Source organism: Sutterella sp. (assembly GCF_030539355.1).
Lineage (GTDB): Bacteria > Pseudomonadota > Gammaproteobacteria > Burkholderiales > Burkholderiaceae_F > Sutterella.
Map to the genome: position 1 here is coordinate 1 of NZ_JAUNSF010000035.1, position 24,490 is coordinate 24,490.

The following is a 24,490-nucleotide window of genomic DNA, read 5'->3' on the forward strand; positions in this document are numbered from 1 at the left end:
CAATCTCGCCCCGGACTGCGGCGGCGGCGGCGAGGACTTCCACTGCTACAAGCTCGCCAAGCCCCACATCAAGGCCGCGTACTTCGGCGTGGGCGTCGGCGCCACCCCGGGCCTGCACGCCGCGACGATGCACTTCGATGACACGCTGCTGCCGCTCGGCGTCGCGGTCTTCGAGAACGTCGCGCTCCGCCACGTGGGCTGAGCTCTGATCTGATCCCCAGGCTTTGAAACGGAAGGCCGGCCTCCCGAAATTCTCGGAAGACCGGCCTTCGTGCATTCAGGACCTTTTCCCGCCTCAGAGCTGGTGCACTTCCACCCCGGCGTGCTCGAGGAAGTCGAGGCCTTCGCGGCTGCGGTAGAGCTCGTGGTAGAAGACCTGCGAGATGCCGCACTTCTGAATGAGGAGCGCGCAGTGGATGCAGGGGCTGTGCGTGATGAAGATCGAGGCGCCCTTCGAGGAGTAGCCGTTCTCGGCGAGCTTCGCGATGGCGTTGAGCTCTGCGTGCTGCACCTCGGGACGGGTGACGAGCTTGCCGTCCACCTCCATCTCGCAGCAGTTGTCATAGCCCGTCGGCATGCCGTTCCAGCCGAACGAGATGATCGAGTGGTTCTTGACGATCACGCAGCCCACCTTGAGGCGCTGCGCATAGCTGCGCTTCGCCGCGATGTGGGCGATCTCCATGTACATCCGGTTGTCCTTGACGATATCCATGATAATGATTTTCTTAGTTTAAAGACGATTTCACCTTGCTGAAAACATCGAATGCGTTCTTCGGTATTTCAGAAATATCGACGGACTTGTCGTGCCGAGTGACTGCCAGAAGGAGAATCAACAAAAACAGGGATGGAACGATAGTTAAAACAATCAAAGAGGCCAGGATCGGAGTGCTCATGTATGACTGAAGATTATCAACATTGTTGAAAATCTCAAAAATTAAATAGCACAGAAATCCATATCCAAGGAAAATAACTGCAAAAACAACGGAAAATACGGCGAAACGAGCTTTTCTGAGAAAAATATGAAGATTTAAGTGTTCTTCTTCCTGAGAGAGCCTGTTTTGCGCGAGACCGAGTTCTGCATTTGTTATTTTATCGTTGATCGTTTCGGATCTGGAGACATCCTCCTCAATGGCTTTGTTGAGGTCCAGTGAAGGTTCGTGGGGTGTACTCATTTAATGTACCCCAGTGACTTGAGTCTGATCTGTAAGGCAGAGCTAGAGACGCCAAGATGCTTTCGAAGTTCGGCAGCATCCGTGATGTGCAGAATATTGATCATCGCGGAAATGGCTTTTCTTGGCATGAGTAGTTCTGTAGCAAATTTATTCGCCGCTGTCTCTTTTTCCATCTGCTCGGGGCTGTAACGGTCAGACCAAATTGATGTGTTCCGATCGGAATCCCCGTGGCCTAGAATGAAATGACCTAGTTCATGTGCAATCGTGAATCTCTTGCGCACCGGTGATTCATTTTCATTGATATAAATTGTCTGCTCATCAGATGAAAAATAGCCTGAGTGAGTAGGGGTGTTCGCCTCAACTACCGAAAGACCGAGTTCACGAGCAATCGCGTAAACATCAACGGGAACATTCTTGTCCCAGAATTTTTCAAGGATGTCGTTGGCAGCGACAACTGCAGTTTCTGTCATACAACCTCCTGTGCAGTAGATAAGCCGGTCAGTGAGCATTCGGAGATGCCGCTGACACACCTCTTTTAGTATGAACCCATGTCGCGGGAAGGGGCAATCCCCGGTTTGGGAAAGTAGTGTAATCGTCTGAAAAATAACAAAAAGCCCGGCACCACTCGAGGTGGCGTCCGGGCTTCTGATCGCAGGGAAGCTCCCTTACCAAAGGGCGTTTCCCGGTCACCGCAGCGTCAGATTACTTGACGCGGTTGCGGTACTCGCCCGTGCGGGTGTCGATTTCGATCTTGTCGCCGGTGTTCACGAAGGCCGGGACCTGGAGCTCATAGCCGGTGGCGAGCTTGGCGGGCTTCATGACCTTGCCGGAGGTGTCGCCCTTGACGGCGGGCTCCGTGTAGATGATCTCGCGGACGAGGATCGTCGGGAGCTCGATGGAGATCGGGCGGCCTTCGTAGAAGACGCACTCGGCGGCCATGTTGTCCTCGAGGTACTTGAGGGCCTCGGCCATCACGTCGGCATCGACTTCGTACTGGTTGTACTCCTCGTCCATCCAGACATAGTGCGGATCGGCGAAGTAGGAGTAGTTGACTTCCTTGCGCTCAAGAACGAGATCCTCGAACTTGTCGTCGGCGCGGAAGACGGTTTCCGTCGAGGCGTTCGTCAGAAGATTCTTCATCTTCATCTTGACGGTGGAGGCGCCACGGCCGCCCTTGGAGTACTCAGCCTTCACGACGACCATCGGATCCTTGCCGACCATGAAGACGTTGCCGACGCGCAGTTCCTGTGCGGTTTTCATTTGAAAAATTCCTCAAATGCAGAGTTTGCAAGCGTGTCCTCCACGCTTCCAGGCATACGCGGGCGAGAGGACGGAAAAAAACTTTAAGCGCAATATTGTAGCAAATCCCGAAGCAGGCTGTGAATTATCTGTGAGTAAGTGCTCACTTACGGAGCTTTCTCAGCCCTGCGCGGCCCGCTCGAGCATGCGGCGACCGAGGTCTCCGCGGGCGAAAAGGGCGTCGGACCAGCTGCGGAAGCCCTGCGCGAGCGCGGGGGCGTCGAGGAGGAAGCGCGCGAATTCCCCCGGTGTCACCGAGTCGGCCACCCAGGCCTCCGAGGTCGAGCGGTAGGAGGCGGCGACCTCCGTCGGGAGGACGGGCACGAGGCGGTCGAGCCAGGTGGCGAGCTTCACGCGGTGCGCGAGGTCCTCGGTGGGATAGGTGGACCAGAGGAAGGGGAGCGCGGCGAGCTGAGCTCTCACGAAGCTGTCCTCGCCTCGGATCACGGCGGCGTCGCTCGCCCAGAGCAGACGGTCAAACTCGGTCTGGGGCAGGAAGGGCGTGCGGCAGATGCGGATCGTCTCGCCCCGCGGGTCAAGCGACCGGGCCTCGGCCTCGATCGTGTCGGCCCAGACGCCGGGCGGCAGCAGCAGGTTCCTCGGCTCCCCGGCCTTGAGGATCCCGCGCGGGATGACTTCCAAAGGGTTGACGGGGTAGCAGAAGACGAAGAGGGTGCGCAACGCCGGATCGGCGCCGAGTCCCGCAAGGAAGGCGGCGCGGTCAAAGGCCGCGCGCCGTTCGGCGTAGCCCTCCTCGATCACGAGGCCGCCCGTGCGCTCCGTGAAGCCTGGGAAGAACCAGAGCTTCGGCAGGTCGAGCCTCGGGTGGAGTCCGATGATGTTGTGGCAGTCCTCGATCCAGGCCTCGGCCGAGAGATAATCGAGGTTGAAGTAAAAGGGCGGGCGCACCCCTGCGGCGATGCGCTTCTCGCGCTTCGCGGCGAGCGCGTCGTCGTACGCGTCGGGCAGACGGCAGCCGAAGGTCTCGATCACGAGCTCGGCGGGGTCGAACCCGGGCAGGGCCGCGTCACGCGCGAAGTCGTCCCAGCCGACGACGAGGACGCGCCGCTCCGCCTCGGGGGCGATCAGTGCGAGCACCTCGGGGTGATCCGTGATGAAGCGCACGCGCCCGACGCCGAGCTCGAGGAAGCGGCGCGCCAGGCGCCAGCAGACGCCGGCGTCACCGAAGTTGTCGATGACGCGGCAGAAGACATCACACGAAGGAGGAACCGGAATCGGGGAGGTCATCGTGATCTTTTCCATCAGTTCTTCGCACCGACCGCGCGGCCTTCGGCATCAAGCAGCCTCGTAAGGACGCAGCGGCCCGACGCGCAGCGCAGTTCGGCGGACTTAACCGTTTCCGAGAGCTTCTCGTCGGCGGAGCCGGTGAGGAGGCTCACGCGGGGAAGCCGCGGGAGGCCTGTGTAGAGGTCGAGCTTGAGCGCAACGGCGGTGCCGGCGGGGCAGGCACTGGCGGCCTGAGCGGTGCCGAGCAGGGCGAGCTTCCCTTCGGAGGAAGCGGCGCAGAGGAAGCGGGGCGCGGCGGCGCGCGCGTCGTCATTTTCGTCGCGGGCAGTCCTGGGGACGGCGGTGTCAAGCTCATAGCGGAGCGTGAGCGCCTCTCCGACGATGGTGTCGGCCTCGCTCCTCGCCGAGACGGCGGCGACGAAGCGCTCGCCCGAGTCGATCAGATCAAGACGCGGGGTGAGCCAGGAGAAGGTCGCCGCGAGCGTCGCGAGGAAAAGCACCGCGGCGAGCGGCCTCACCGTGAGGGCGCGGCCCTGCGGCGCGGCCGGATCCGGAACGCGCAGCGCAAGGGCGGCGGCCATGAACCCGAGGCCGCAGACGAGGCTCGCGAGCGCAACCGTCAGGTTCTCGGGGATGATCACGACACCGGGCAGCTCGAGTGGCGTTGCGTTCCAGGTCATGCCGAGGGCGACGAGGAAGGTGAGGAGCAGCAGCCCCGGCGTGAGGCGGTTGGCGAGGAGCGCCGAGGCGGCCGCGGCGAAGGCGAGCGTCACGGCGGAGGCGGCCGGGAAGGCCGCGGCCGGAAGCGCGAGACCGATCACAAGCAGAATGACGCGCGGCAGCGAGAGACCGGAGCGGGCCGCCCAGGCGGCGCCGACCAGAAGAAGCGCGGCAAACGAGATGGCGAGGCAGACGGGGTTCTGAAGGATCTCGTTCCTGCCCACAAGGATCCCGGGAACGACGGGGTTCACCGCCGCGGCGAGAACGGGCGCGGGGAGCCAGTGGAGCGCCTCGCGGCGCACACGCCCCTCGGGGAGCCACGCAACGGCGGCCGCAAGAAGGGCGGCGAGCGCGGCGGTGCCGATCACGAAGTACTCCATCACCGGGTTCATGAGGGGGTTGCCGTTCGCACCGAGCCAGGGCGAGAGGAGCGCCAGCACGAGCGCGGTGCGCGAATGGAAGACGAGCGCGATCACGACCGCGAGGAGCGCGGTGCCTCCCTCGGGAAGCGACGCGGCGCCGAGCACGCCGAAGACGAACCAGCCCGCGAAGGCGAGGAGCAGCGCGATGAGCGACACCACCGAGAAGCCGGAGGACGTGCCGGTCGAGCGTGCCTTCCAGCGGCGGACGAGCTCGATCACGAGACCCGCGCCGAGAAGGAGCCCCCCGGTGACCACCGGATCGGGCGAGAGGAAGCTCGTCACCGTGGCGGCGAGCAGCAGCACGGAGACGCCGCCCAGGAGCGCGCCGACCGCGCGCGGGGCAACGCCCGCTATGCGGGCGTAGTCGCCTTCCTCCCCGGCATCGGCCTCGGCCATGCGGCGGGCACGCAGGCGTGCCGCGACGAGGGTCCAGCCGAGGCAGAGGAGGCCGTTCACCAGCGTGAGCGCATAGAGGGCTATCTCGGAGCTCGCGAATCCGGGGAGCAGGCTGAGAATGACGCCGTTCAGCCAGGCGGCGGCGCCGAGAATCGCGGCGGCTCGGAGCTCCGGCCGGCCGGAGACGAGGAGCGCCGCGGCGGCGAGGAGATAGAGGAGGCCGAAGAGCGCGACGGTCACTTCGCTGCCGTGCGACGCCTGAAGCGCGAGGGCGCTTCCCGGAACCACGCCGAGGAGCAGGGCTGTGGCGAACGAGGGCACGAGCGCCGCGGCGCGCAGCACCGTGCTCGGGCGCTTCCAGCGGGTGACGAGCGAGGTGACGATCGTGACGAGCGCGGTGAAGGCCGCGGCCGGCAGGAGCTCGGTGAGCGGGTCGTCGAGCATCGCGAGGCGCATGCCCTGCAGCACGAGCGCGGCGAGGACGACGACGAACCAGAGCGAGAAGTAGACCGGACGGCGGAAGACGAGGAGCCAGGGCGTGAGCACGGCGGCCCAGACGAGGACGAGCGCGGCGGCGCTCTCGCCCGAGGGCCACGTGACGGCCGCCGCTGCGATGAGGCAGCCCGTCATCAGCCCCCACAGGGTGCCGGCGGTGTCGAGAGCACCGGCCGAAAGGCGCTTCACGAAGAGCACGGGGACGAGCGCGGCGAGGCCAAGGACCCCGAAGAGCCCGACGCGCGCGAATGCGGGCCAGTCGGCGAGGGTCACGGCGGCGAAGTCGAGCACCGCAGCGAGGAGCGCGAGGACCGAGAGAGCGCCGAGAAAGCCTCCGAGCCGGCCGATGCCGGGAATGACGGGCTTCGCGGGGGCCGGGGCGACGGGCACGGGAAGCACCGCGGGTATTTCCGTCGCGGGCGTTTCCGGGGCGTTCTCCTCGGGAGCCGTCTCTGTCTTTTCTTCCTGTGAGGCGGTTTCTGCGTTTTCAGAGGATTCAGTGGTTCCAGCCGGCGCTTCCTGCGCGGTCGTCTCCCCGCCCTCCGGCTTTTCCGGAGCGTCGGAGGTTGCGCTCTTCTCCTCGGTTCCGGCCGGGGATTCAACGGGGACGGGCAGGGTTTCCGTGACAGCGGTCACGTTCTCTGCTGCCGGTGCCGCGGGAGCTTCGGCGGCGTCCACGGCGGGCTTTTCCTCAGAGGGCACGGCTTCAGCGGGAGCGGTGTCCTGAGTGACGGAAGAAGTCTCCTCCGCAGGTGCCCCGGGGAGCTTCTCCGCAGCGTCCGGAGTTCTCTCAGGCGCCGGATCCGGGGAAGGTTCGGCGGGAGCGGGCTCAGCCGCGGCCTTGATTTCCGCCTCAGCAGCGGCGGGAGCGGGAGATGCGGCGGAGACGGCGTCGACGGGCGGAACCTCCTTCACGGGGTCGCTCGCCGGAGCGGGGGATTCTTCCGCCGCGGGCGTTTTCACGGGTTCGGGCTTCGGCGCCTCGGTCTCGGCGACAGGGGCTTCTTCAGAGCGCTCAGGCTTGGTCATGGCTAAAGCGGTTCGAAAAAAATCAAAAGCGGCCCGCGTCCTTTTCTCTCTGGGGCGCGCGCCGCTTTTTGGTTGTCTTGTATGAGCTGCTTCTTACGCGGCGGCTTCGTCGGAGGCGCGTTCACGTGCCGCGAGGCGGGCCAGACGGGCGGCGGCGCGCTGGGCGCGGGCTTCCTCAAAGAAGGGAGCGGCGGCGCGCAGGTACACGTACATCGAGTAGATCGTGAGCACGGCGGCGATCCAGATGAGCCAGGTGCCGATCGTGGCGATGGGCAGCCCCATCACGGGATCGAACCACAGCAGGCAGGGAATGGCGGTCATCTGCGCGATCGCCTTGCTCTTGCCGAACCAGTTGACCTTGACGCGGCCGGACTCGCCGATCTTGGCCATCCACTCGCGGATGCCGGTCACGGTGATCTCGCGGCCGATGATGATCATGGCGATCGCCATGTCGCAGCGGTCGAGGCCGACGAGCGCCACGAGGGCCGCGGCCACGAGGAGCTTGTCGGCGATCGGGTCAAGGAAGGCGCCCATGCGCGTGGCCCAGCCTTCGTAGCGGCGGGCGAGAAAGCCGTCCAGAGCGTCCGTCACGGCCGCCACGACGAAGACGAGGCAGGCGATGACGTTCTGCCAGTGCAGCGAGACGACGCTGTCGGGCAGATAGAAGATACCGATGACGACGGGGATGAGCGCGATGCGGATCCACGTGAGGATCATCGGTACGTTGACTTTGAAGGGCGGCTTAAGCTTCATGGGCGGGGCTTCCGTTATTGCTCCGTGCCGGCGTCCGCCGTGGCGACGGGCTGGCTGTGGATCTGTGCGTAGATTTTCGTGGCCAGGGCGCGGGAGATTCCCGGAACCTGGGCTATGTCCTCGGCCGAAGCGTTCCGAAGCTGCTTCATGCCGCCGAAATGCGCGAGTAGTTTAGCGCGGCGCTTGGGTCCGACCCCCTCGAAATCTTCCAATTTAGAGGTATTTCGGGTTTTTGCCCGTTTCGCACGCATGCCGGTGATGGCAAACCGGTGGGCCTCGTCACGGATCTCGGCCGTGAGCATCAGCGCGCGCGACATGAGACCAAGGGTGAGCGGCTCCCGGCGCTCGCCGTCGATCACCGGGAAGACGAGGGTCTCGAGGCCGGTCTTCCGGCCCTCGCCCTTCGCCACGCCGACGATCGCGCCCGCGTCGAGGCCGAGCTCGGCGAAGACCTGCCGGGCCATTTCGACCTGCCCGCGGCCGCCGTCGATGAGAACGAGCGTGGGGAGCTCCGCCTCGCCGCGCGCCACGGGCGCGTAGCGCCGCTCGAGCGCCTGCTTCATCGCGGCGTAGTCGTCGCCCGGCTCGATGCCGGTGATGTTGAAGCGCCGGTAGAGCGAGCTCTGCATGCGCCCCTCGCGGAAGACCACGCAGGAGGCCTGCGTCGCCTCGCCCTGGGTGTGCGAGATGTCGAAGCACTCGGCCGCGAAGTCCATCGGGTCGCCCGAGGCGGGCTCGAAGGAGGGGCCGAGGATCTCGATGAGTTCCTTCAGACGCGCGAGCTGCGTGCCCTCCTCCTGGAGGTGCCTCAGGAGCGCGATCTGCGCGCCCTGCACGCACATCTCGAGCCACCGGCGCCGCGTCTCCTGCGGCTCCGTGATGACGGGCACCTTCCGGTGGGCAAGTTCGGTGAGAAGCTCCGAGAGCCGGCCGGGGAGCTCCGGATCCTCCGGGTCGCCCTCGCAGATGAGGATCGCGGGGATCGGAAGCTCGGCGTAGTGCTGGGAGACGAAGGCCTCGAGGATCTCGCCCGCCGCAGGGGCGGCGTCGGTCTCCCTCGAGCCCGTCTTCGGGAAGATCGCACGGTCGCCGAGGTGTCGGCCGCCCCGCACCATCGCGAGGTTGATCGCCGCGGCGCCGTCCTTGATCGCGACGGCGACGATGTCGGCGTCAATGTCGCCGCCCGTGGTCTCGACGGCCTGCTGGTGGCGCATCTGCGTGAGCGCGGCGATACGGTCTCGGAGCCGCGCGGCCTCCTCGAACTCCCACTTGTCGGACGCCGCCCACATGCGCTTCTCGAGGTCGTCGAGGACCTCGCGGGAGCGCCCGAGGAGAAAGTCCTCCGCGCGCCGGCAGTCGAGCGCATAGGCCGCCTCCGAGATCATCTCGCAGCAGGGCGCCGAGCATCGGCCGATCTGGCCGAGGAGGCACGGCCGCGTGCGGTTGCGGAAGTTCGCCTCCTTGCAGGTGCGCAGAAGAAACGCCTTCTGCAGCATCTCGATCGCGGTGCGTGCGGCGCTCGAGCTCGGGTAGGGACCGAAGAAGCGGGACTTCCGGTCGACGCCTCCGCGGTAGTAGGAAAGCCGCGGGAACTTCTCGCCCCCGAGTCGGATGTAGGGGTAGCTCGCGTCGTCGCGCAGACGGATGTTGTAGCGCGGGTGGAGCGTCTTGATGAGGTTGTTCTCGAGGAGCAGCGCCTCGGCCTCGGAGCGCGTCACCGTCGTCTCGAGCCGGGCGATCTTCGAGACCATGAGCGCGATGCGCGGCGAGAGTCCCGTGCGCCGGAAGTAGGACGACACGCGGTTCTTCAGGTCCCGGGCCTTGCCGACGTAGAGGCAGGTGCCGTCCTGGGCGAAGTAGCGGTAGCAGCCCGGAAGGTGCGGCAGCGTGCGCACCTCCTGTGCGGCGTCAAAGGGCGTCTCCGGTGCGGCGGGTGCCTCGGGCACCTCGTCGTCGGCGGCCGGAGCGTCATCCCCGGGAGCGGCGGAGGCTTCCCAGGGAGGAAGTTCCTCGGACCCGGTCACTTGTTCGACTTGCGGCGACGGCCGTCCTCTTCCTCGTCCTCGAGCTCGAAGTGCAGCGTGATCGGCTTGTACTCGCGCTCGATCGTCTTGTCGGGGTTCGTGCAGCGGAACTCGAGCCAGGCGTAGGCGGGCTTGCCGTCCTCGCTCGCGGCGCGGGACGACCCCTGCCCCGGCATCATGCCGAGCTTCTTGTCGTTGCAGAACCTCTGGGCGCGCTCGTAGATGTAGTCGGCGATCCTCGGCGCGCTCTCGAAGTTCGGCCACTCGGCCGAGATGCGCCAGATGCTGCCGACGACCGGCACGATGTCGACCTTGCGGCCCGCGTAGCTCTGGTGCTGCTCGTTGATGGCGGAGCAGCCGGAGACGAGGGCGGCGAGGATGCTGGCAAGGATGGCGGTGCGGGCGGCGGTCTGCATGTGAGGAAGGTTCCAGGGCGGAGGTTTTGGTTTTCTGTGACCTGTTGTCAGGCGGCCAATTGTAGTGCGCGCCGTCGCCGGACCGCGCGAGGACTTAAGAATTGATTCGGCTGAGGCCGCGGAGAAGGTCGAAAAAACCCTGAAAATCAAAGGCGAATAGGCGGCGGAGGATGTTTCAACGTGTAAGGCCTCCTTAATTTCGTCTCCCTAAACTCCTCGCAATTCTCGAGGTCTGCGCATTGCGTGATCGGCGCGCCCCCGCAGGCCTGGAGGCAAAGAACAATTCTTCCCCAAGAGGATCCATGACCCAGCCCATCATTGAAGTGCGAGGCCTGACTTGCGAGCGCGGCGAGCGCACGCTCTTCCAGGGCATGTCCTTCGCCGTCAACGCCGGTTCGCTCGTGCGCATCGCCGGCAGCAACGGCGCGGGAAAGACGACGCTTCTGCGGCTCATGACGGGTCTGATGCGCCCCGTCGAGGGCGAGATCCTCTGGCGCGGCACGCCGATCCTCAAGGCCGCGCAGGACTACTGGCGCGAGCTCTGCTACATCGGGCACCGCAACGGCGTGAAGGACGACCTCTCGGTGATCGAGAACGTCCTCATCAACGCGCGCGTCGCGTCGCTCAAGGCCACGCCCGAGGCCGCCAGGAAGGCGCTCGCCGCCGTCGGCCTCTCCGAGTACGAGGACGTGCCCGCCGGCCAGCTCTCCCAGGGCCAGCGCCGCCGCGTCGCGCTCGCCCGTCTCTGGCTCTCCGAGTCGGTTCCGCTCTGGGTGCTCGACGAGCCCTTCACCGCGCTTGACGTGAAGGCCGTGGCGCGCCTCGCGGACTTGATCAGCAGGCACGTCCGCGAGGGCGGCGTCGTGATGCTCGTCACCCACCAGGAGGTCCCCGTCGAGAAGGACCAGCTCCACGTGATCGAGCCCGAGAAATGGGCCCCGAGGCGCCGCACCGCCGTCGAGCGCGCCATGGCCGACGCCGCGGCCCGCGAGGACGAGAACGCCAGGAACGCCGGCTGAGGGGGTGAAGAGAGATGCTCAATCTTTTTCTGACGATTCTGAGGCGTGACCTCACGCTCTCGCTGCGCCGCAAGTCCGACCTCGCGCAGGTGATCTTCTTCTTCGCGGTCGTCGTGACGCTCGTTCCGCTCGGCGTCGGCGCCGAGACGAACATCCTCCGTTCGATCGCCCCGGGCGTCGTCTGGGTCGCCGCGCTGCTCGCGGCGCTCCTGTCGCTGCCCCGCATGTTCGCCACCGACCACGAGGACGGCACGCTCGAGCAGATGCTCGTCGCGGCCGAGCCCCTCCCCGTGATCGTGATCGCCAAGGTGACCGCGCACTGGCTCGTCACGGGCGTCCCGATGACGATCTTCGCCACGATCTTCGGCGTGATGTTCGACCTTGAGCTCGACGTGACGCTCGTGATGGTCGGCAGCCTCCTTCTCGGCACCCCGGTGCTCTCGCTCGTGGGCGGCGTCGGCGCTGCGCTCACGCTCGGGCTGCGCGCGGGCGGCGTGCTCACGTCGCTTCTCGTGCTGCCGCTCTACATTCCCGTGCTCATCTTCGGCTCGGGCGCCGCGCAGGCCGTCTCGATGAGCCTCTCGCCCTCGTCGCACTTCATGATCGTCGGCGGCCTCGCGCTCTTTTCGCTCGCGCTCGCCCCGATGGCCGTGGCCGCGGCCCTGCGAATCGCCGAACAGTAATCGAACAACAACACCATTACGGAAAGAGGAGACCTCCCGCAAATGTCCGCAACAGATGCATCGCTCGAAGGCTTCTACCGCCGCGCCGGACGCATCATCCCCTGGTGCATGGGGGCTGCGCTCGTGCTCTTCGTCGTCGGCTTCTATCTCGGGTTCTTCGTCTGCCCGATCGAGGCGCGCCAGGGCAATTCCTACCGCATCATCTTCATCCACATCCCGTCGGCGTGGCTCGCCATGTCGCTCTACCTGCTGATGGCGGTGTGCTCGATCGTGGGTCTCCTGAAGAACTCCCGCCTCGCCTTCATCCTTGCTCAGGCGATGGCGCCCACGGGTGCGCTGATGGGCTTCATCGCGCTCTTCTCGGGCGCCTTCTGGGGGCGTCCGACCTGGGGCACCTACTGGGTGTGGGACGCGCGTCTCACCTCGATGCTGATCCTCTTCTTCCTCTACCTCGGCTTCATCGCGCTCCACGCCGCGATCGATGACAAGCGCCGCGCCGACCAGGCCGCCTCGGTCATCTCCATCGTGGGCGCCGTGAACGTGCCGATCATCTACTTCTCGGTGCGCTGGTGGAACACGCTTCACCAGGGCGCCTCAATCACGTCGCGCGGCTCCTCGATCGCCGACATCATGCTTTACACCATCTTCATCATGCTTGCGGCCGGGACGATCTACGGCGTCGGCGTCGTGCTCTCGCGTGCCCGCACCATGATTCTCGAGCGCGAGCGCCGCAGCGACTGGACGCGCCGCGCCGCGCAGGAGGGCACGCTGTGAGCAACTGGAATTCCTTCGCTGACTTCATCCACATGAACGGGCACGGCTACTACGTGTGGTGTGCCTACGGCGCCTTCGTGCTCGGCGTCGCCTGGGAGCTTTTCTCGCTCGTGAAGCGCCGCCGCGCGATCTGCCGCCGCATCACCCGCGAGGCCCGCGCCGCCGAGTTCACGCTCGAGCAGTGAGAGACCGGAAAAGAAAAAACAAGGAGACCCCCAAATGAATTCCAAGACCAAGAAGCTCGCGCTGATCGGTGCCGCCGCGGTGGTTCTCGCCGCCGGCATCTTCATGGCGCTGCAGGCCTTCAACGAGAACCTCGTCTTCTTCTTCTCGCCGACGCAGGTCGCCGCGAAGGAGGCCCCGGTCGGCCGCACGTTCCGCTTGGGCGGCGTCGTCGAGGGCGGGTCGGTGACCCGCGAGGGCGACGGCGTCACGGTGAAGTTCCGCATCACCGACACCGCGCAGTCCGTGAACGTGCAGTACACGGGCATCCTCCCGGATCTCTTCGCCGAGAACCAGGGCGTGGTCGCGCAGGGGAAGCTGAACGACCAGGGCGTCTTCGTCGCGAGCGAGGTCCTCGCCAAGCATGACGAGAACTACATGCCGCCCGAGGCCGCGAAGGCGCTCGAGGACGCGCACAAGGCGGGCGTCGCCAAGGCGCAGCAGGAGGCCGCGGCCGCCGGCGCTCAGAAGTAACCTTTTTCCTTTTCGAAAGGGATGCGGCCTCCCGACCGCGTCCCGTCCCTGAGGAGCTCACACACTTTCCCGCCCCGAGGCGCCGGATTTCCGGTCCCGGGGCTCGTGTGCGAGAAAGGGACTGAAGTTTTTTCGGGACGGAGCCGCCGACGGGGGAAGACCTTCGGACCCCGTGGAAGCGGCGCCGCAACACCGGCCGGGGACGTCATCGGTGGGATGACGGCCCGGAAGAAGAACCGGATTTTCAACATCGGAGAATACAAGTGATTCCTGAGATCGGACACTTCGCATTGATTCTGTGCCTTGCGCTCAGCATCGTGCAGGGCGTGCTGCCGCTCGTCGGCGCCGCCCGCGGGAACGGCGCGCTGATGGCCGTGGCGAGACCCGCCGCCGCCGCCAACGCCCTTTTCGGCACGATCGCCTTCGGGTGCCTCGCCTACTCGTTCTACCTGTCGGACTTCACCGTCCTCAATGTGGCGAACAACTCCAACTCGATGCTTCCCTGGTACTACAAGGTCGCCGCGAGCTGGGGCTCCCACGAGGGCTCGATCCTCTTCTGGACCGTGACGCTCGGCTGGTGGGGCGCCGCGGTCGCCTTCTCGGCCCGCCGCCTCCCCGAGGACATGGTCGCCCGCGTCACGGGCGTGATGGGCCTCGTGGGCATGGGCTTCCTGCTCTTCATGCTCTTCACGTCGAACCCCTTCCTGCGCCTCTTCCCGGCGCCCGCTGAAGGCGCCGACCTGAACCCGCTGCTGCAGGACCCGGGCATGGTGTTCCATCCGCCGCTTCTGTACCTCGGCTACGTGGGCTTCTCGGTTCCCTTCGCCTTCGCGATCGCCGCGCTCCTCTCCGGGCGCCTCGACGCGGCCTGGGCGCGCTGGATGCGCCCCTGGACGACGGCGGCCTGGATTCTGCTTACGCTCGGCATCGCGCTCGGCTCCTACTGGGCCTACTACGAGCTTGGCTGGGGCGGCTGGTGGTTCTGGGATCCGGTTGAGAACTCGTCCTTCATGCCGTGGCTCACCGGCACCGCGCTCATTCACTCGCTCGCGGTGACCGAGAAGCGCGGCTGCTTCCGCATCTGGACGGTGCTGCTCGCGATCCTGACGTTCTCGCTCTCGCTGCTGGGCACCTTCCTCGTCCGCTCGGGCGTGCTCACCTCGGTGCACGCCTTCGCGACGGACCCGGAGCGCGGCCTCTTCATCCTCGCCTTCCTGATCATCGTGATCGGTCTCTCGTTCCTGCTCTTCGCCTGGCGTGCGCCGAGCGTGGGGCTGGGCGGCAACTTCTCGATGATCTCGCGCGAGTCGATGCTGCTCGTGAACAACGTGCTCCTCGTCGTGGCGATGGGCGCGGTGCTCCTCGGCACCCTCTACCCGCTCTTCCTTGATGCGTTGAACGCGGGCAAGATCTCCGTCGGTCCCCCGTACTTCGACGCCGTCTTCGGGCCCCTCATGCTGCCGATGGTGTTCCTGATGGCCGTGGGTCCGCTCGCGCGCTGGAAGGACTGCGACCCGGTCGCGCTCGCCAAGCGCCTCGCCTGGTGCTTCGTCGGCGCCATCGTGATCGGCGCGGCCATCCCGCTCCTCATGGGTGCCTGGAGCAACTGGGTCTTCACCGGTTGCTCGCTCGCGGTCTTCGTGATCCTCGGCATCATTGAGGACATCCGCGGCTCGATCCGCTTCGCTCCCGAGGGCACGGGCTTCCTCAGCCGCCTCGCGCGCCAGCCGCGCGCCTACTGGGGCATGCTGATCGCCCACTTCGGCGTGGCCGTCTTCATCATCGGCGTGGCGCTCGTGGAGGGCTACCAGGCCGAGCGTGACGTCCGCATGTTCGAGGGCGACACGGTCTCGGTCGCGGGCTACACCTTCACCTTCAACGGCGTCACGAGCGCCCGCGGCGCGAACTTCTCCGCCGACCGCGGCGACTTCACGCTGACGGTGGACGGCAAGGAACTCCAGCACCTCTATCCGGAGAAGCGCAAGTACTTCAGCAGCAACTCGATGCCGATGACCGAGGCGGCGATCCGCCACTCGATCACGGGTGACGTATACGTCTCGCTCGGCGTGCCGAGCTCGGACGGCGGCTGGGTCGTCCGTGTGTACTCGAAGCCCTATGTGACGTGGATCTGGTTCGGCTCGATCATCATGAGCATCGGCGGCCTGCTCGCCGCCACGGACCGCCGTTACCGCCGCCGCCGTGAGAAGAAGTCCGGCGAGGCCGCCTGATCAACCGTGGGAGAACTCTGAAAATGATGAAAGCCAAGTTTCTCATTCCGTTCGCCATCTTCATCGTGCTCGCGGGCTTCCTCTTCAAGGGCCTCTACCTTGATCCGCGCGCGCTGCCGTCGGTGCTGATCAACAAGCCGCTGCCGGCCTTCGAACTGCCGACGCTCTACAACCCGGACGTCAAGTTCAGGAGCGACGACATGAAGGGCCAGGTCTGGATGCTCAACGTCTGGGCGAGCTGGTGCCTGCCCTGCAAGGAGGAGCATCCGTACCTCGTGGGCCTCAAGCGCACCGGTCTCAAGACCCCGATCGTCGGCTTCCTCTACAAGGACAGCGTCGGCGCGGGCAGGGGCGTGCTTGAGAGCACGGGCAACCCCTACGACCAGGTGATCTTCGAGGAGAAGAACAAGGTCGGCATCGACCTCGGCGTCACGGGCGTTCCCGAGACCTTCATCATCGACAAGAAGGGCGTGATCCGCGCCAAGGTGAGCTATCCGATCCTTGACGATCTGTGGAACCAGCAGGTCAAGCCCCTCATCGATCAGCTGGAGGCCGAGCAATGACGATCCGCCATATCTTCGCCGCGCTCTTCTGCGCGGCCCTCCTCGCCGCCCCGTGCCTCGAGCAGACGGCCGAGGCACGCGAGGCGACGCCGACCGCCTTCGACCCGGTCGCCCACAAGCGCGTGGTCGAGGTCTCCGAGCAGCTCCGCTGCCTCGTCTGCCAGAACCAGTCGATCGCGGACTCGAACGCCGAGCTCGCCGTCGACCTGCGCAACCAGGTGATCGAGCAGGTCAAGGCCGGCAAGACCAACCAGGAGATCGTGGACTACATGGTCGAGCGCTACGGCGACTTCGTGCTCTACAAGCCGCCCTTCAAGCTCTCGACGGCCATTCTCTGGCTCGGCCCGATCTGCCTCTTCCTCGTCGGTCTCATCGCCTTCTACATCAACCTGCGCCGCCGCAAGCGCCTCGTCCATGAGTCGACGAAGCCCCTGACCGCGCAGGAGAAGGCGCTCGCCGATGAACTGCTCTCGGGCAGGAAGGAGTAAGGCAAAGTGACGACATTCATCATTCTGTGCGCCATCATGGCGCTCATCGCCGTCGCCGCCGTGTGCATCCCGCTCTGGACGGGCGGGCGCAACCGCTCCGACGCCGACCGCCGTGCGCAGGTGCTCGCCATCCTGCGCCAGCAGGCCGACGACCTCGAGGCGGAGAAGGCCGCGGGCCGCATCGACGCCGACGAGTACGAGGAGACGCGCCTCGAGCTCGAGCGCCGCGTGCTCGACGAGGCCCGTCACGAGGAGGAGGAGCGCTCCGGAAAGAGCAGCCGCGTCCCCCGCATCCTCGCCGTCATCCTGCTCGTCGTGATTCCCGCCTCGGCCGTCCTCGGCTACTACGCGCTCGGCCGCTACACCGCCATGGATCCGCACTTCATCGAGATGATGGAGGCGCAGCAGATGGGCGGCCGCGGTCACTCGCAGCGCGAGATGCAGAAGATGATCGACGACCTCAAGGCCCGTCTCGCCGACGAGCCGCGGAACGCCAACGGCTGGTTCCTGCTCGCGCGCACCGCCGCGCAGATGAACCGCTTTGACGAGGCCGTCGAGGCCTTCAAGCGTCTCAATGCCCTCGTGCCGAACAACGCCGACATCATGGCCGACATGGCCGACATGATGGCCGCCGCCAACGGCAAGGTGATCACGCCCGACGTCGAGAAGGTCCTCAAGGACGCCCTCGAGATCGACCCGACCCAGTGGAAGGCGCTCGCGCTCCTCGCGATCCACTCCTGGGACCGCCAGCACTACGCGCAGGCCGCGGACTACTGGGAGCGGCTCCTGAAGTCCGTTCCGCGTGACTTCCCGGACCGCGAGCAGATCGAGGCGAACATCAACGAGGCGAAGCGCCTCGGAGGCATCAACGACAACATCTCGTCGGTCTCGCCGGCCGCCAAGGACCAGGCCGCGGCTGACGCCGCCGAGGCCCGCACCGAGGCTCCGCCGACGGCGGCCCCCGGCGACCTCCACATGGTCGCGGGCACCGTCACGCTCGACGAGCGCCTGAAGTCGCTTGCCTCGCCCGAGGACACGGTCTTCATCTACGCGCGTCCGGCCACGGGCTCGCGCATGCCCGTCGCGTTCACCAAGGTTCAGGTGAAGGATCTTCCCTACAACTTTGAACTGAACGAGACGATGCGCATGGCGATGGGCGCCGACACGCTCGCCACCGTGAAGACGGTGATCGTGGGCGCCCGCATCTCGAAGTCCGGCAACTTCATGCCTCAGCCCGGTGATCTCGAGGGCGAGATGGAGCAGGCCGTCGAGGTCGGTGACCGCGGTCTCGTGGTGACGATCCACAACGAGCGCAAGTAAAGCGCAGTTTCTCCGAGGCGGGTCTCCGGTCCGTCCGGAGAAAAGCGGATCAAAGAGAATGGCCCGGGGTGCAGCACTCCGGGCCATTCTCTTTCAGAGTTACTTCCGCAAGTGAACGCTCACTTGCCGGTGACGCTGTCGACGAGGTTCATGCGCATGATGGCCTTGTGGCGCGAGCCGTCGGCGCGCTCCACGTCGAAGCAGTCGCCCTCGATCTGGCCGAACTGCGAGATGAAGCGGTCGAGCTCCTCGCGGCAGTCGGCGGGGAGTTCCGCGCCGGCGAGCGTGAGCGTGTCGGCGACGTGGCGGGAGCTTCGCGTGCCCACGACGGCGGCCGCGACCTGGGGCTTCCCGAGGATGTAGAGCGTCGCGAGCGCGGAGATGGAGAACCCCGTGCGGGCGCTCATCGCGTCGAGCTTCCTCAGCAGCTGCTGGTAGCCCGACCAGCCGAGCGTGTCCTCGATCACGAGGAGGTACTTCACGAGCGAGCGGTTCTCGAGCTTTTCGATCACGGGCTTCTCGGCGCCGAGCCACTTCCTCGAGAGGAAGCCGCCCGCGACGGTGCCGTAGCAGATGAGCTTCACGCCCGTCTCCTCGCAGAGCTTCACGAGTGCCTTCTCGGGACGGCGGTCGAGGAGCGAGTACTGGCACTGGTTCGTCACGACCGGGATGCCGGCGTCGGTGAGCTTCTTCAGCTGCGCGGCGGAGAAGTTCGTCGTGGAGATGCAGCGGATGAGGCCCTTCTCCTGCAGACGCACGAGAAGACCCGCGGTCTCCACCATGCCGGGCACGTCATAGTCCCACCAGTGGTACTGCACCATGTCGAGCCGCTCGACGCCGAGGCGCTGGATCGAGCGCGTGATGATGCGCTCGACGTAGGCCATGTCGACGCGGGCGAGGTCCTTCAGGTCCGGGACGAACTTCGTGTGGATCTGCGGGAGGGTCTTGCCGGCGGCACGGCGGCTGCGGATGATGCCGCCGTAGAAGTTCTCGACGCCCGTGTAGATGTCGGCGCCGTCGAAGGTGTCGAAGCCGTGGTCGAGGAGCACCTCGAACCCTCGCTTCGCGTCAAGGAGGTCGAGGGGATCGGCCAGGGCATGGCCGGTCGAGAGCTGCCAGCCGCCGTTGATGACGCGGGCGGTGGCGTAGTCGGGGGTGAGCTGATAGCGGGCGAGGGCGGGAGTCATGGCAGTTCTCCGGAAGTGTTCTTTCAGTTTGGTTCTCCGAGCTTCACGACGGTGCAGTCGCCGTGCTTCTCGACGCGCTTTCCGACGCGCTTGATGCGAAAGCGCGCCCCGCAGTTGGGGTCCGGGCAGGCGATGAGCGAGTCGGTGGTCATCCAGTCGGCCTCCGCTGTCATGCGCTCCTTGGCGGGCAGCAGCGGCAGGAGCGCCGCGAGCGCGTACATCGAGAAGCTTCCTCCCTCGGGGAAGACGAGGTTCTCGCCCTCCACGCGGAAGGAGTGCCCCTGGTGGTGACGGCAGATGTAGCCGTCGCCTTCGACGGTGACCTCAAGGTCGTAGAGCTCAAATTCGTCAGGTGCGAGCATCGGGGAATCTCTCCGTTGGGTGGTGTTCAGTTCGTTTTCTTCGGGCGTCCGATGCCCGTCAGAATACTCAACCCGAAGACCACGAAGAGCGCGACGGGGTAGTAGGTCGCGGTCATGAGCGAGAAGGGCGTGAGCGAGGCGTCCCCGAGGCCCGAGGCGGCCGAGAGCGTGATGAGCGAGAAGGCCGAGAAGGGCAGGATCACGGGGATGCTGTTGGCGAACCCGGCGAGCAGGTACGCACGGCGGTAGGGATCGATCTGGTTCGCAAGGAGCCGGTTCGCAAGCTGTCCGGCGAGCGCCACCGCGACGGAGGTCACCGCGGCGAGGCAGGTCGAGATCAGCACCGTGACGAGCGCGAGGAGCGCCTCGGCCGCGGCCGGCGACTTCACCCGGCGCCCGAGGATCCCCTCGGCGGCTTCCGAGAGGCCGGCGCGCTCGATGACGCCCGTGAAGCCGAAGAGCGCGAGGCACATGAGCATGATGCCCGCCACGTTGGCGATGCCGCCCGTGATGATGCCCGAGACGGCGCCGTCCTTCACTGAGACGATGGAGGCCGGGGTGAGCACGCCCGTCACGAGTCCGAGGACGATGCCGACCACCGTGGCGAGCGTCACCGCATGGAGCGCGTCACGCGAGCGGATGGCGACATAGATGAGAAGCGCGACGGGAATGAGCATCACGAGGCTCATCAGGTTCGCGTCCTTGAGCGTGGCTTCCGCGGCGCCCGTGGCGCTTCCGCCCAGGGCATAGAAGGGGAGGGCGAGAAGGAGCGCGACGATGGCGAAGGGGAAGCGCGTGCGCACGACCTCGCCGAGGTCCAGCGGCCGGCCGTCCTTCTCCGACTGCGTCATCGCCGAGATGATCGCCACGTCCGAGACCGGCGCGAGGTTGTCGCCGAAGATCGCGCCCGAGAGGATGGCCCCGGCGAGCATCGGGACGTCGCAGCCGAGCGCGGCGCCGAAGGGAAGAAAGATGGGGGAGGCGGCGAGAATCGTCGAGATGGAGCTTCCCGTCGCCGTCGCAAGGAGCGAGGAGAGGAGGAAGACGCAGGGCGTCAGCAGCGGGGTCCCCGCGATCGCGCCGCCCGTGAGGAGGGCGAGGGCCTGGGCGAGGCCCGCGGCCTTCATCATCGCCGAGAAGATGCCCGCGGCCATCAGGAGCAGCAGCACCATCGCGGTCAAGGGCGAAGCGGCGCCCGCGACGACGGCCCTCCAGTAGGCGGCGGGGCTCCTCGTGAGAAGGGCGCCTGAGACGAGGGCCACGAGGCCCGCGCCCGCGAGCGCCATCAGGTCGAAGACCTGCAGAAAGACGAAGAGATAGACCGAGACGGCCGCGAAGATGAGGAAGGGAATGAGGAGCGTGGACGGCCCGAGGAAGAACGGGATTCGCTCGGGACTGTTCGGTGCTGTGATCTGGGCGTCGCTCATGACTGAGGGTTTCCGGAGAGTTGAGGGTGAGGGATGACCGGAGGCCGGTGCGGGCGATGTGCGTTCCGAATAACAAAAAACCCGCTCGGTCGGCGGGTCTTCTTTCTGTTTCGGATTTCACCGGGGATTCACCCCGGATTCCTCTTTCAGGCGCGCACGGCGCCGACCCGTCTTTCTGTGAAGGACGGGCACCACCAGCGGAAGGCGGAGCGGAGCGAGGAAATCGATTCAGAATGCATTGGGCAATCTTATTCCGTCGGTCTCAGGCGGAGCCATCGGGGGCTCAGCGTGTTCAAGTTGATCTGCATCAAAACGGTGCGTGCACCGGGAAAACGCTCCGGTTTTATGTCCGCCCCGGCCGAACAATTTCCGCGGTCCTAGGCAATTCGCCTGAGTCCGGTCCCTGGATGCCGTGCTAAGGTATGCAAATTCGCGGTGCATCCCCTCGCCGGAAGCGCCGTTCCGAAGAAACGCATTTTCGAGAGAGACCCCCGATGCTCCGAACCCGCAGTGCAGCTGAACACCTCGCCCGTGCGCGCGGCGTGTGCGCTGCCCGCGGCACTTGTCTGTCGTCCTCCTCTACATCCTCCGCCGGCACATCGTGTGCGGGCGGAAGAGCTCTCCTGAGGATGCGCGTTCATTCGGCCCCGGACTGATTTCAGACCGGGCGGATTCCCAAAAACAGGATTCATGAAGAACGGGAGCACTCCTTTTGAGAGCGGCTCCCTTTTTTGTTGACTCGACGGCGTGAAACGCAGGGCGCCGCGGCATTCGAGGCAGGAGACAACCACAACCAGCGAACCACAGACAACAAATCCAGCCCGCCGGGGCATGCAGGTTGCTTTCCCTGACGGAGGCTCTCCGGCCCGAACGCTTTTCCCTCAAACCCTTTTTTAAACCTCATCACCACCTTTGCTCAGGAGACCGACAATGGATCTCATCAAGAACTTCAAGATTCACGCGCTTGCGCTCATCATCGTGATTCTTGCGGAACTCATCGGCGTGCAGAAATTCGGCCTCGTCGTGCTGCTGCCGCTTCTCTATGCGCTCGTCATGGGCGCAATCGTCAGCTTCCCGCGCTGGAACCTCATCAAGGTTCCCGAGATGGAGCGCGCGGGCAAGATGCTCTCCGTGGGCGTGCTGCTCTTGATCACGAAGATCGCGCTCGGCATCGGCCCGAACCTCGGCATGCTGATGAACTCGGGCCTCGCGCTCATCATGCAGGAGTTCGGCCACTTCTTCGGCACGCTGATCTTCGGCCTGCCCGTGGCGCTCCTCGTGGGCATGAAGCGTGAGGCGATCGGCGCCTGCTACTCGATCGACCGCGAGCCGAACGTCGCCATCATCTCCGAGCGCTTCGGCCTTGACTCGCCTGAGGGCCGCGGCGTGATGGGCATGTATGTCTGCGGCACGGTGTTCGGCGCCCTCTGGGTGTCGCTCCTCGCGGGCGTCATCGCCGGCCTCGGCATCTTCCATCCGCATTCGCTCGCCATGGGCGCCGGCATCGGCTCGGCCTCGATGATGGCCGCCTCGACGAGCTCGATCATCGCCGTCCACCCCGAATGGGAGGAGACGGTCCGCGCCTACGCGGCCGCCGCGAACCTCCTCACCTCGGTGCTCGGCATCTACTTCGCGCTCTTCATCTCGCTCCCGGTGACCATCAAGGTCTACGAATTCTTCACCCGCGACAAGGTTGAACCCAAGAAGGCGGACTGACCGTCCCGGACAAAAGAACCTTTCACAGAAACGAATATCCAAGAGACTGAAAAATGAAAAAGATTCTTGACGAGATGTACGACATCCTCTTCATCCTGCTTGTCACGGGCATCTTCACCTTCATCGCCAACGTGATGCAGACCCCGACGGTCGACCTCGCCGACAGCTCGATCGGCGTGCTCATCCTGATCATCATCACCGCTGTCGGCATGCTGATCGCGAAGCTCCCGGGCTTCAAGATGCTCCCGATGGTGTTCTGGGTCTCGATCCTCGCCGTGATCCTCTCGATCCCGGAGCTCCCCGGCACCGACACGATCCTCTACTACACGGGCAAGGTCGGGTTCCTCCCGCTCACGACCCCGGTGCTCGCCTACTGCGGTCTCTCGCTCGGCAAGGACATCGAGGGCTTCAAGCGCCTCTCGTGGCGCATCGTCCCGGTGGCGCTCGCCGTGGCCGCTGGCAGCTTCATCTGCGCGACGGCGCTCGCCGAGGTGATGCTGCATCTCGAGGGCATCTTCTGATTGAGTTCAGAGGTGTAATCTTCGCCGGGGTGCCTCTCTCCGGGGGCCCCGGGCCCGAATCCCTTTTCCGGCCCGTTCCACAGGTGGAGCGGGCCGAACCAATCCCCGAAATGCTTTTCTGGAAGCAGCAAAAATGGACAAAGAGCAGCTCAAGGCGCACGTGCGCGATGTGATCCGCCGTAATTTCGTGCAGACCAAGAAGATCGGCGACTCGATCTTCTCCGAGCCTGAACTCGGCTTCAAGGAAGTGAAGACCTCCGCCAAGGTGCGCGCGGCCTTCGACGAACTCGGCATCCCGCACGAGGACGGTCTCGCCATCACGGGCGTCAAGGGGCGCCTGCCGGGCGGCAAGCCCGGCCGCACCGTCGCGCTCCTCGGCGAGCTCGACGCGATCGTCTGCCGCAACCATCCGGCGAGCGACCCCGTGACGGGCGCCGCGCACTGCTGCGGCCACAACGTGCAGATCGCCAACGTCCTCGCGGTCGCCCGTGCTCTGAAGGAGTCCGGCGCCATGGAGCACCTCGCCGGCGAGGTGGTCTTCTTCGCCGTCCCGGCCGAGGAGTACGTCGAGATCGACTACCGCAGCAAGCTGCTCGAGGAAGGGAAGCTCAAGTTCCTCGGCGGCAAGCCCAACCTGATCGCCCAGGGCGCCTTCGACGACATCGACATCTCGCTCATGATGCACGTCAACGCGACGACCGCCCCGGACGGCGACTTCACGGTCGGCGCCTCCTCGAACGGCTTCGTCGGCAAGCTCATTGAGTACCGCGGCCGCGCCGCGCATGCCGCGGGCGCCCCGGACCAGGGCATCAATGCGCTCAACGCCGCGATGATGGGCGTGATGGGCGTGAATGCCCTGCGCGAAACGTTCCGCGAGAGCGACGTCGTGCGCTTCCACCCGATCATCAACTCGGGCGGCGACCTCGTGAACGTCATTCCCGACTACGTGAAGATGGAGAGCTACACGCGCGCCTCGAACGTCGAGGCGCTCGCCCGCTACAACCGTTCGATCAACCGCGCGCTCCGCGCGGGCGCCATGGCTTTGGGCGCCGAGTGCTCGATCACGGACTTCCCCGGCTACCTGCCCCTGAAGCCCGACGAGAGCTTCCGCGACATCCTGCGCGCCAATGCGAAGGAGGTGTTCGGCGCCGAGCGCGTGGTCGACGGCGACCACTCCGCGGGCAGCACCGACATGGGTGACGTCTCGCACCTGATGCCGGTCGTGCATCCGTGGGTCGGCTGCGTGCGCGGCACGCTCCACGGCTCCGACTACCAGGTCTTCGACGAGGACATCGCCTTCGTGAAGTCGCCCGAGGTGCTCGCGATGACGATCATCGACCTGCTCTGGGACGACGGCGCCGAGGCCGAGCGCATGTGCCGCGAGTTCAAGCCGGTCTTCACCAAGGAGACCTATGTGAAGTTCATCGAGGACCTCACGGCTGACAACTGATCGGTCCGCTGTTCTCTGTGACTGACAGGCCGCCCGGCAATCCTTCTGCGACAGAAGTGGTTTCCGGGCGGCTCATTTTTAT

At 65.6% G+C, this 24,490-nt stretch carries 24 protein-coding genes and 1 pseudogene; 13 read left to right on the plus strand and 12 right to left on the minus strand.

What is annotated here, in order from left to right; genetic code table 11:
• Positions 1-202: pseudogene (locus Q4F91_RS06750) on the plus strand (amidohydrolase); the annotation flags it as partial.
• Positions 203-295: 93 nt separating this feature from the next.
• On the opposite strand, the gene Q4F91_RS06755 reads toward Q4F91_RS06750, so the two are convergent.
• The 9 genes from Q4F91_RS06755 to Q4F91_RS06795 all read right to left on the minus strand — a co-directional run bounded on the left by Q4F91_RS06755 (position 296) and on the right by Q4F91_RS06795 (position 9,974).
• Positions 296-712 carry a dCMP deaminase family protein gene (locus Q4F91_RS06755; protein ID WP_303336048.1) on the minus strand — a complete coding sequence of 139 codons (417 nt, stop codon included), beginning with the start codon at positions 710-712 and terminating at the stop codon, positions 296-298.
• 13 nt (positions 713-725) lie between these two features.
• A complete protein-coding gene (locus Q4F91_RS06760) occupies positions 726-1,172 on the minus strand; it encodes a hypothetical protein (RefSeq protein WP_303336049.1) in 447 nt (148 codons plus the stop codon).
• The gene (locus Q4F91_RS06765; protein WP_303336051.1) at positions 1,169-1,642 is read right to left on the minus strand and encodes an ImmA/IrrE family metallo-endopeptidase; all 474 of its coding nucleotides are present in this window, start codon (positions 1,640-1,642) and stop codon (positions 1,169-1,171) included. The genes Q4F91_RS06760 and Q4F91_RS06765 overlap by 4 nt, the downstream gene beginning before the upstream one ends.
• A gap of 232 nt (positions 1,643-1,874) precedes the next feature.
• Positions 1,875-2,432 (minus strand): elongation factor P, encoded by a 558-nt coding sequence (gene efp, locus Q4F91_RS06770; RefSeq protein ID WP_303336053.1) that lies wholly within the window; start codon positions 2,430-2,432, stop codon positions 1,875-1,877.
• 159 nt (positions 2,433-2,591) lie between these two features.
• Entirely contained in the window at positions 2,592-3,734 is a 1,143-nt protein-coding gene (gene earP, locus Q4F91_RS06775; protein WP_303336054.1) for an elongation factor P maturation arginine rhamnosyltransferase EarP, read from the minus strand.
• Positions 3,734-6,781: a hypothetical protein gene (locus tag Q4F91_RS06780; RefSeq protein WP_303336056.1), complete on the minus strand. Its 3,048-nt coding sequence runs from the start codon at positions 6,779-6,781 to the stop codon at positions 3,734-3,736. The genes earP and Q4F91_RS06780 overlap by 1 nt, the downstream gene beginning before the upstream one ends.
• Before the next feature lie 93 nt (positions 6,782-6,874).
• A complete protein-coding gene (gene pgsA / locus Q4F91_RS06785; RefSeq protein WP_303336058.1) occupies positions 6,875-7,534 on the minus strand; it encodes a CDP-diacylglycerol--glycerol-3-phosphate 3-phosphatidyltransferase in 660 nt (219 codons plus the stop codon).
• 14 nt (positions 7,535-7,548) lie between these two features.
• Complete coding sequence (uvrC, locus tag Q4F91_RS06790) at positions 7,549-9,429, minus strand: excinuclease ABC subunit UvrC (protein ID WP_303336090.1); 1,881 nt, start codon at positions 9,427-9,429, stop codon at positions 7,549-7,551.
• Between the two features lie 125 nt (positions 9,430-9,554).
• Positions 9,555-9,974: a hypothetical protein gene (locus Q4F91_RS06795; protein WP_303336060.1), complete on the minus strand. Its 420-nt coding sequence runs from the start codon at positions 9,972-9,974 to the stop codon at positions 9,555-9,557.
• A gap of 302 nt (positions 9,975-10,276) precedes the next feature.
• Here Q4F91_RS06795 and ccmA point away from each other — a divergent pair, with 302 nt between their 5' ends.
• The 9 genes from ccmA (at position 10,277) to ccmI (ending at position 17,745) form a co-directional block, all read left to right on the plus strand.
• On the plus strand, positions 10,277-10,993 hold the full coding sequence (gene ccmA, locus Q4F91_RS06800) for a cytochrome c biogenesis heme-transporting ATPase CcmA (protein ID WP_303336062.1): 717 nt from the start codon (positions 10,277-10,279) through the stop codon (positions 10,991-10,993).
• Positions 10,994-11,007: 14 nt separating this feature from the next.
• On the plus strand, positions 11,008-11,676 hold the full coding sequence (gene ccmB / locus Q4F91_RS06805) for a heme exporter protein CcmB (RefSeq protein WP_303336064.1): 669 nt from the start codon (positions 11,008-11,010) through the stop codon (positions 11,674-11,676).
• 42 nt (positions 11,677-11,718) lie between these two features.
• Positions 11,719-12,450 carry a heme ABC transporter permease CcmC gene (gene ccmC / locus Q4F91_RS06810; protein ID WP_303336066.1) on the plus strand — a complete coding sequence of 244 codons (732 nt, stop codon included), beginning with the start codon at positions 11,719-11,721 and terminating at the stop codon, positions 12,448-12,450.
• Positions 12,447-12,635 (plus strand): heme exporter protein CcmD, encoded by a 189-nt coding sequence (ccmD, locus tag Q4F91_RS06815; RefSeq protein WP_303336068.1) that lies wholly within the window; start codon positions 12,447-12,449, stop codon positions 12,633-12,635. Before ccmC ends, ccmD begins: the two co-directional genes overlap by 4 nt.
• A gap of 34 nt (positions 12,636-12,669) precedes the next feature.
• Positions 12,670-13,146, plus strand: a complete 477-nt coding sequence (gene ccmE, locus Q4F91_RS06820; RefSeq protein WP_303336070.1) for a cytochrome c maturation protein CcmE — start codon at positions 12,670-12,672, stop codon at positions 13,144-13,146.
• Positions 13,147-13,409: 263 nt separating this feature from the next.
• Complete coding sequence (locus Q4F91_RS06825; RefSeq protein WP_303336072.1) at positions 13,410-15,374, plus strand: heme lyase CcmF/NrfE family subunit; 1,965 nt, start codon at positions 13,410-13,412, stop codon at positions 15,372-15,374.
• Between the two features lie 23 nt (positions 15,375-15,397).
• Positions 15,398-15,937 (plus strand): DsbE family thiol:disulfide interchange protein, encoded by a 540-nt coding sequence (locus Q4F91_RS06830; RefSeq protein WP_303336074.1) that lies wholly within the window; start codon positions 15,398-15,400, stop codon positions 15,935-15,937.
• Positions 15,934-16,425, plus strand: coding sequence for a cytochrome c-type biogenesis protein (locus tag Q4F91_RS06835; protein ID WP_303336075.1), 492 nt, complete (start codon positions 15,934-15,936; stop codon positions 16,423-16,425). The genes Q4F91_RS06830 and Q4F91_RS06835 overlap by 4 nt, the downstream gene beginning before the upstream one ends.
• A 6-nt stretch (positions 16,426-16,431) precedes the next feature.
• Complete coding sequence (gene ccmI / locus Q4F91_RS06840; protein WP_303336077.1) at positions 16,432-17,745, plus strand: c-type cytochrome biogenesis protein CcmI; 1,314 nt, start codon at positions 16,432-16,434, stop codon at positions 17,743-17,745.
• A 119-nt stretch (positions 17,746-17,864) separates the two neighbouring features.
• Here the strand turns inward: ccmI and Q4F91_RS06845 are convergent, their stop codons facing one another.
• The 3 genes from Q4F91_RS06845 to Q4F91_RS06855 are packed head-to-tail and all read right to left on the minus strand — an operon-like array spanning position 17,865 to position 20,721.
• Positions 17,865-18,932, minus strand: coding sequence for an aldo/keto reductase (locus Q4F91_RS06845; RefSeq protein ID WP_303336079.1), 1,068 nt, complete (start codon positions 18,930-18,932; stop codon positions 17,865-17,867).
• A gap of 23 nt (positions 18,933-18,955) precedes the next feature.
• A complete protein-coding gene (locus Q4F91_RS06850) occupies positions 18,956-19,294 on the minus strand; it encodes a TIGR04076 family protein (protein WP_303336081.1) in 339 nt (112 codons plus the stop codon).
• A gap of 26 nt (positions 19,295-19,320) precedes the next feature.
• Positions 19,321-20,721, minus strand: a complete 1,401-nt coding sequence (locus Q4F91_RS06855; protein ID WP_303336083.1) for a Na+/H+ antiporter NhaC family protein — start codon at positions 20,719-20,721, stop codon at positions 19,321-19,323.
• 930 nt (positions 20,722-21,651) lie between these two features.
• Between Q4F91_RS06855 and Q4F91_RS06860 the strand changes: the two genes are divergently transcribed.
• The 3 genes from Q4F91_RS06860 (at position 21,652) to Q4F91_RS06870 (ending at position 24,408) form a co-directional block, all read left to right on the plus strand.
• Entirely contained in the window at positions 21,652-22,437 is a 786-nt protein-coding gene (locus Q4F91_RS06860) for a DUF3100 domain-containing protein (protein WP_303336085.1), read from the plus strand.
• Positions 22,438-22,490: 53 nt separating this feature from the next.
• Entirely contained in the window at positions 22,491-22,958 is a 468-nt protein-coding gene (locus Q4F91_RS06865) for a hypothetical protein (protein ID WP_303336087.1), read from the plus strand.
• Between the two features lie 133 nt (positions 22,959-23,091).
• The gene (locus Q4F91_RS06870) at positions 23,092-24,408 is read left to right on the plus strand and encodes an amidohydrolase (protein ID WP_303336088.1); all 1,317 of its coding nucleotides are present in this window, start codon (positions 23,092-23,094) and stop codon (positions 24,406-24,408) included.
• The last annotated feature ends 82 nt before the right edge of the window (positions 24,409-24,490 follow it).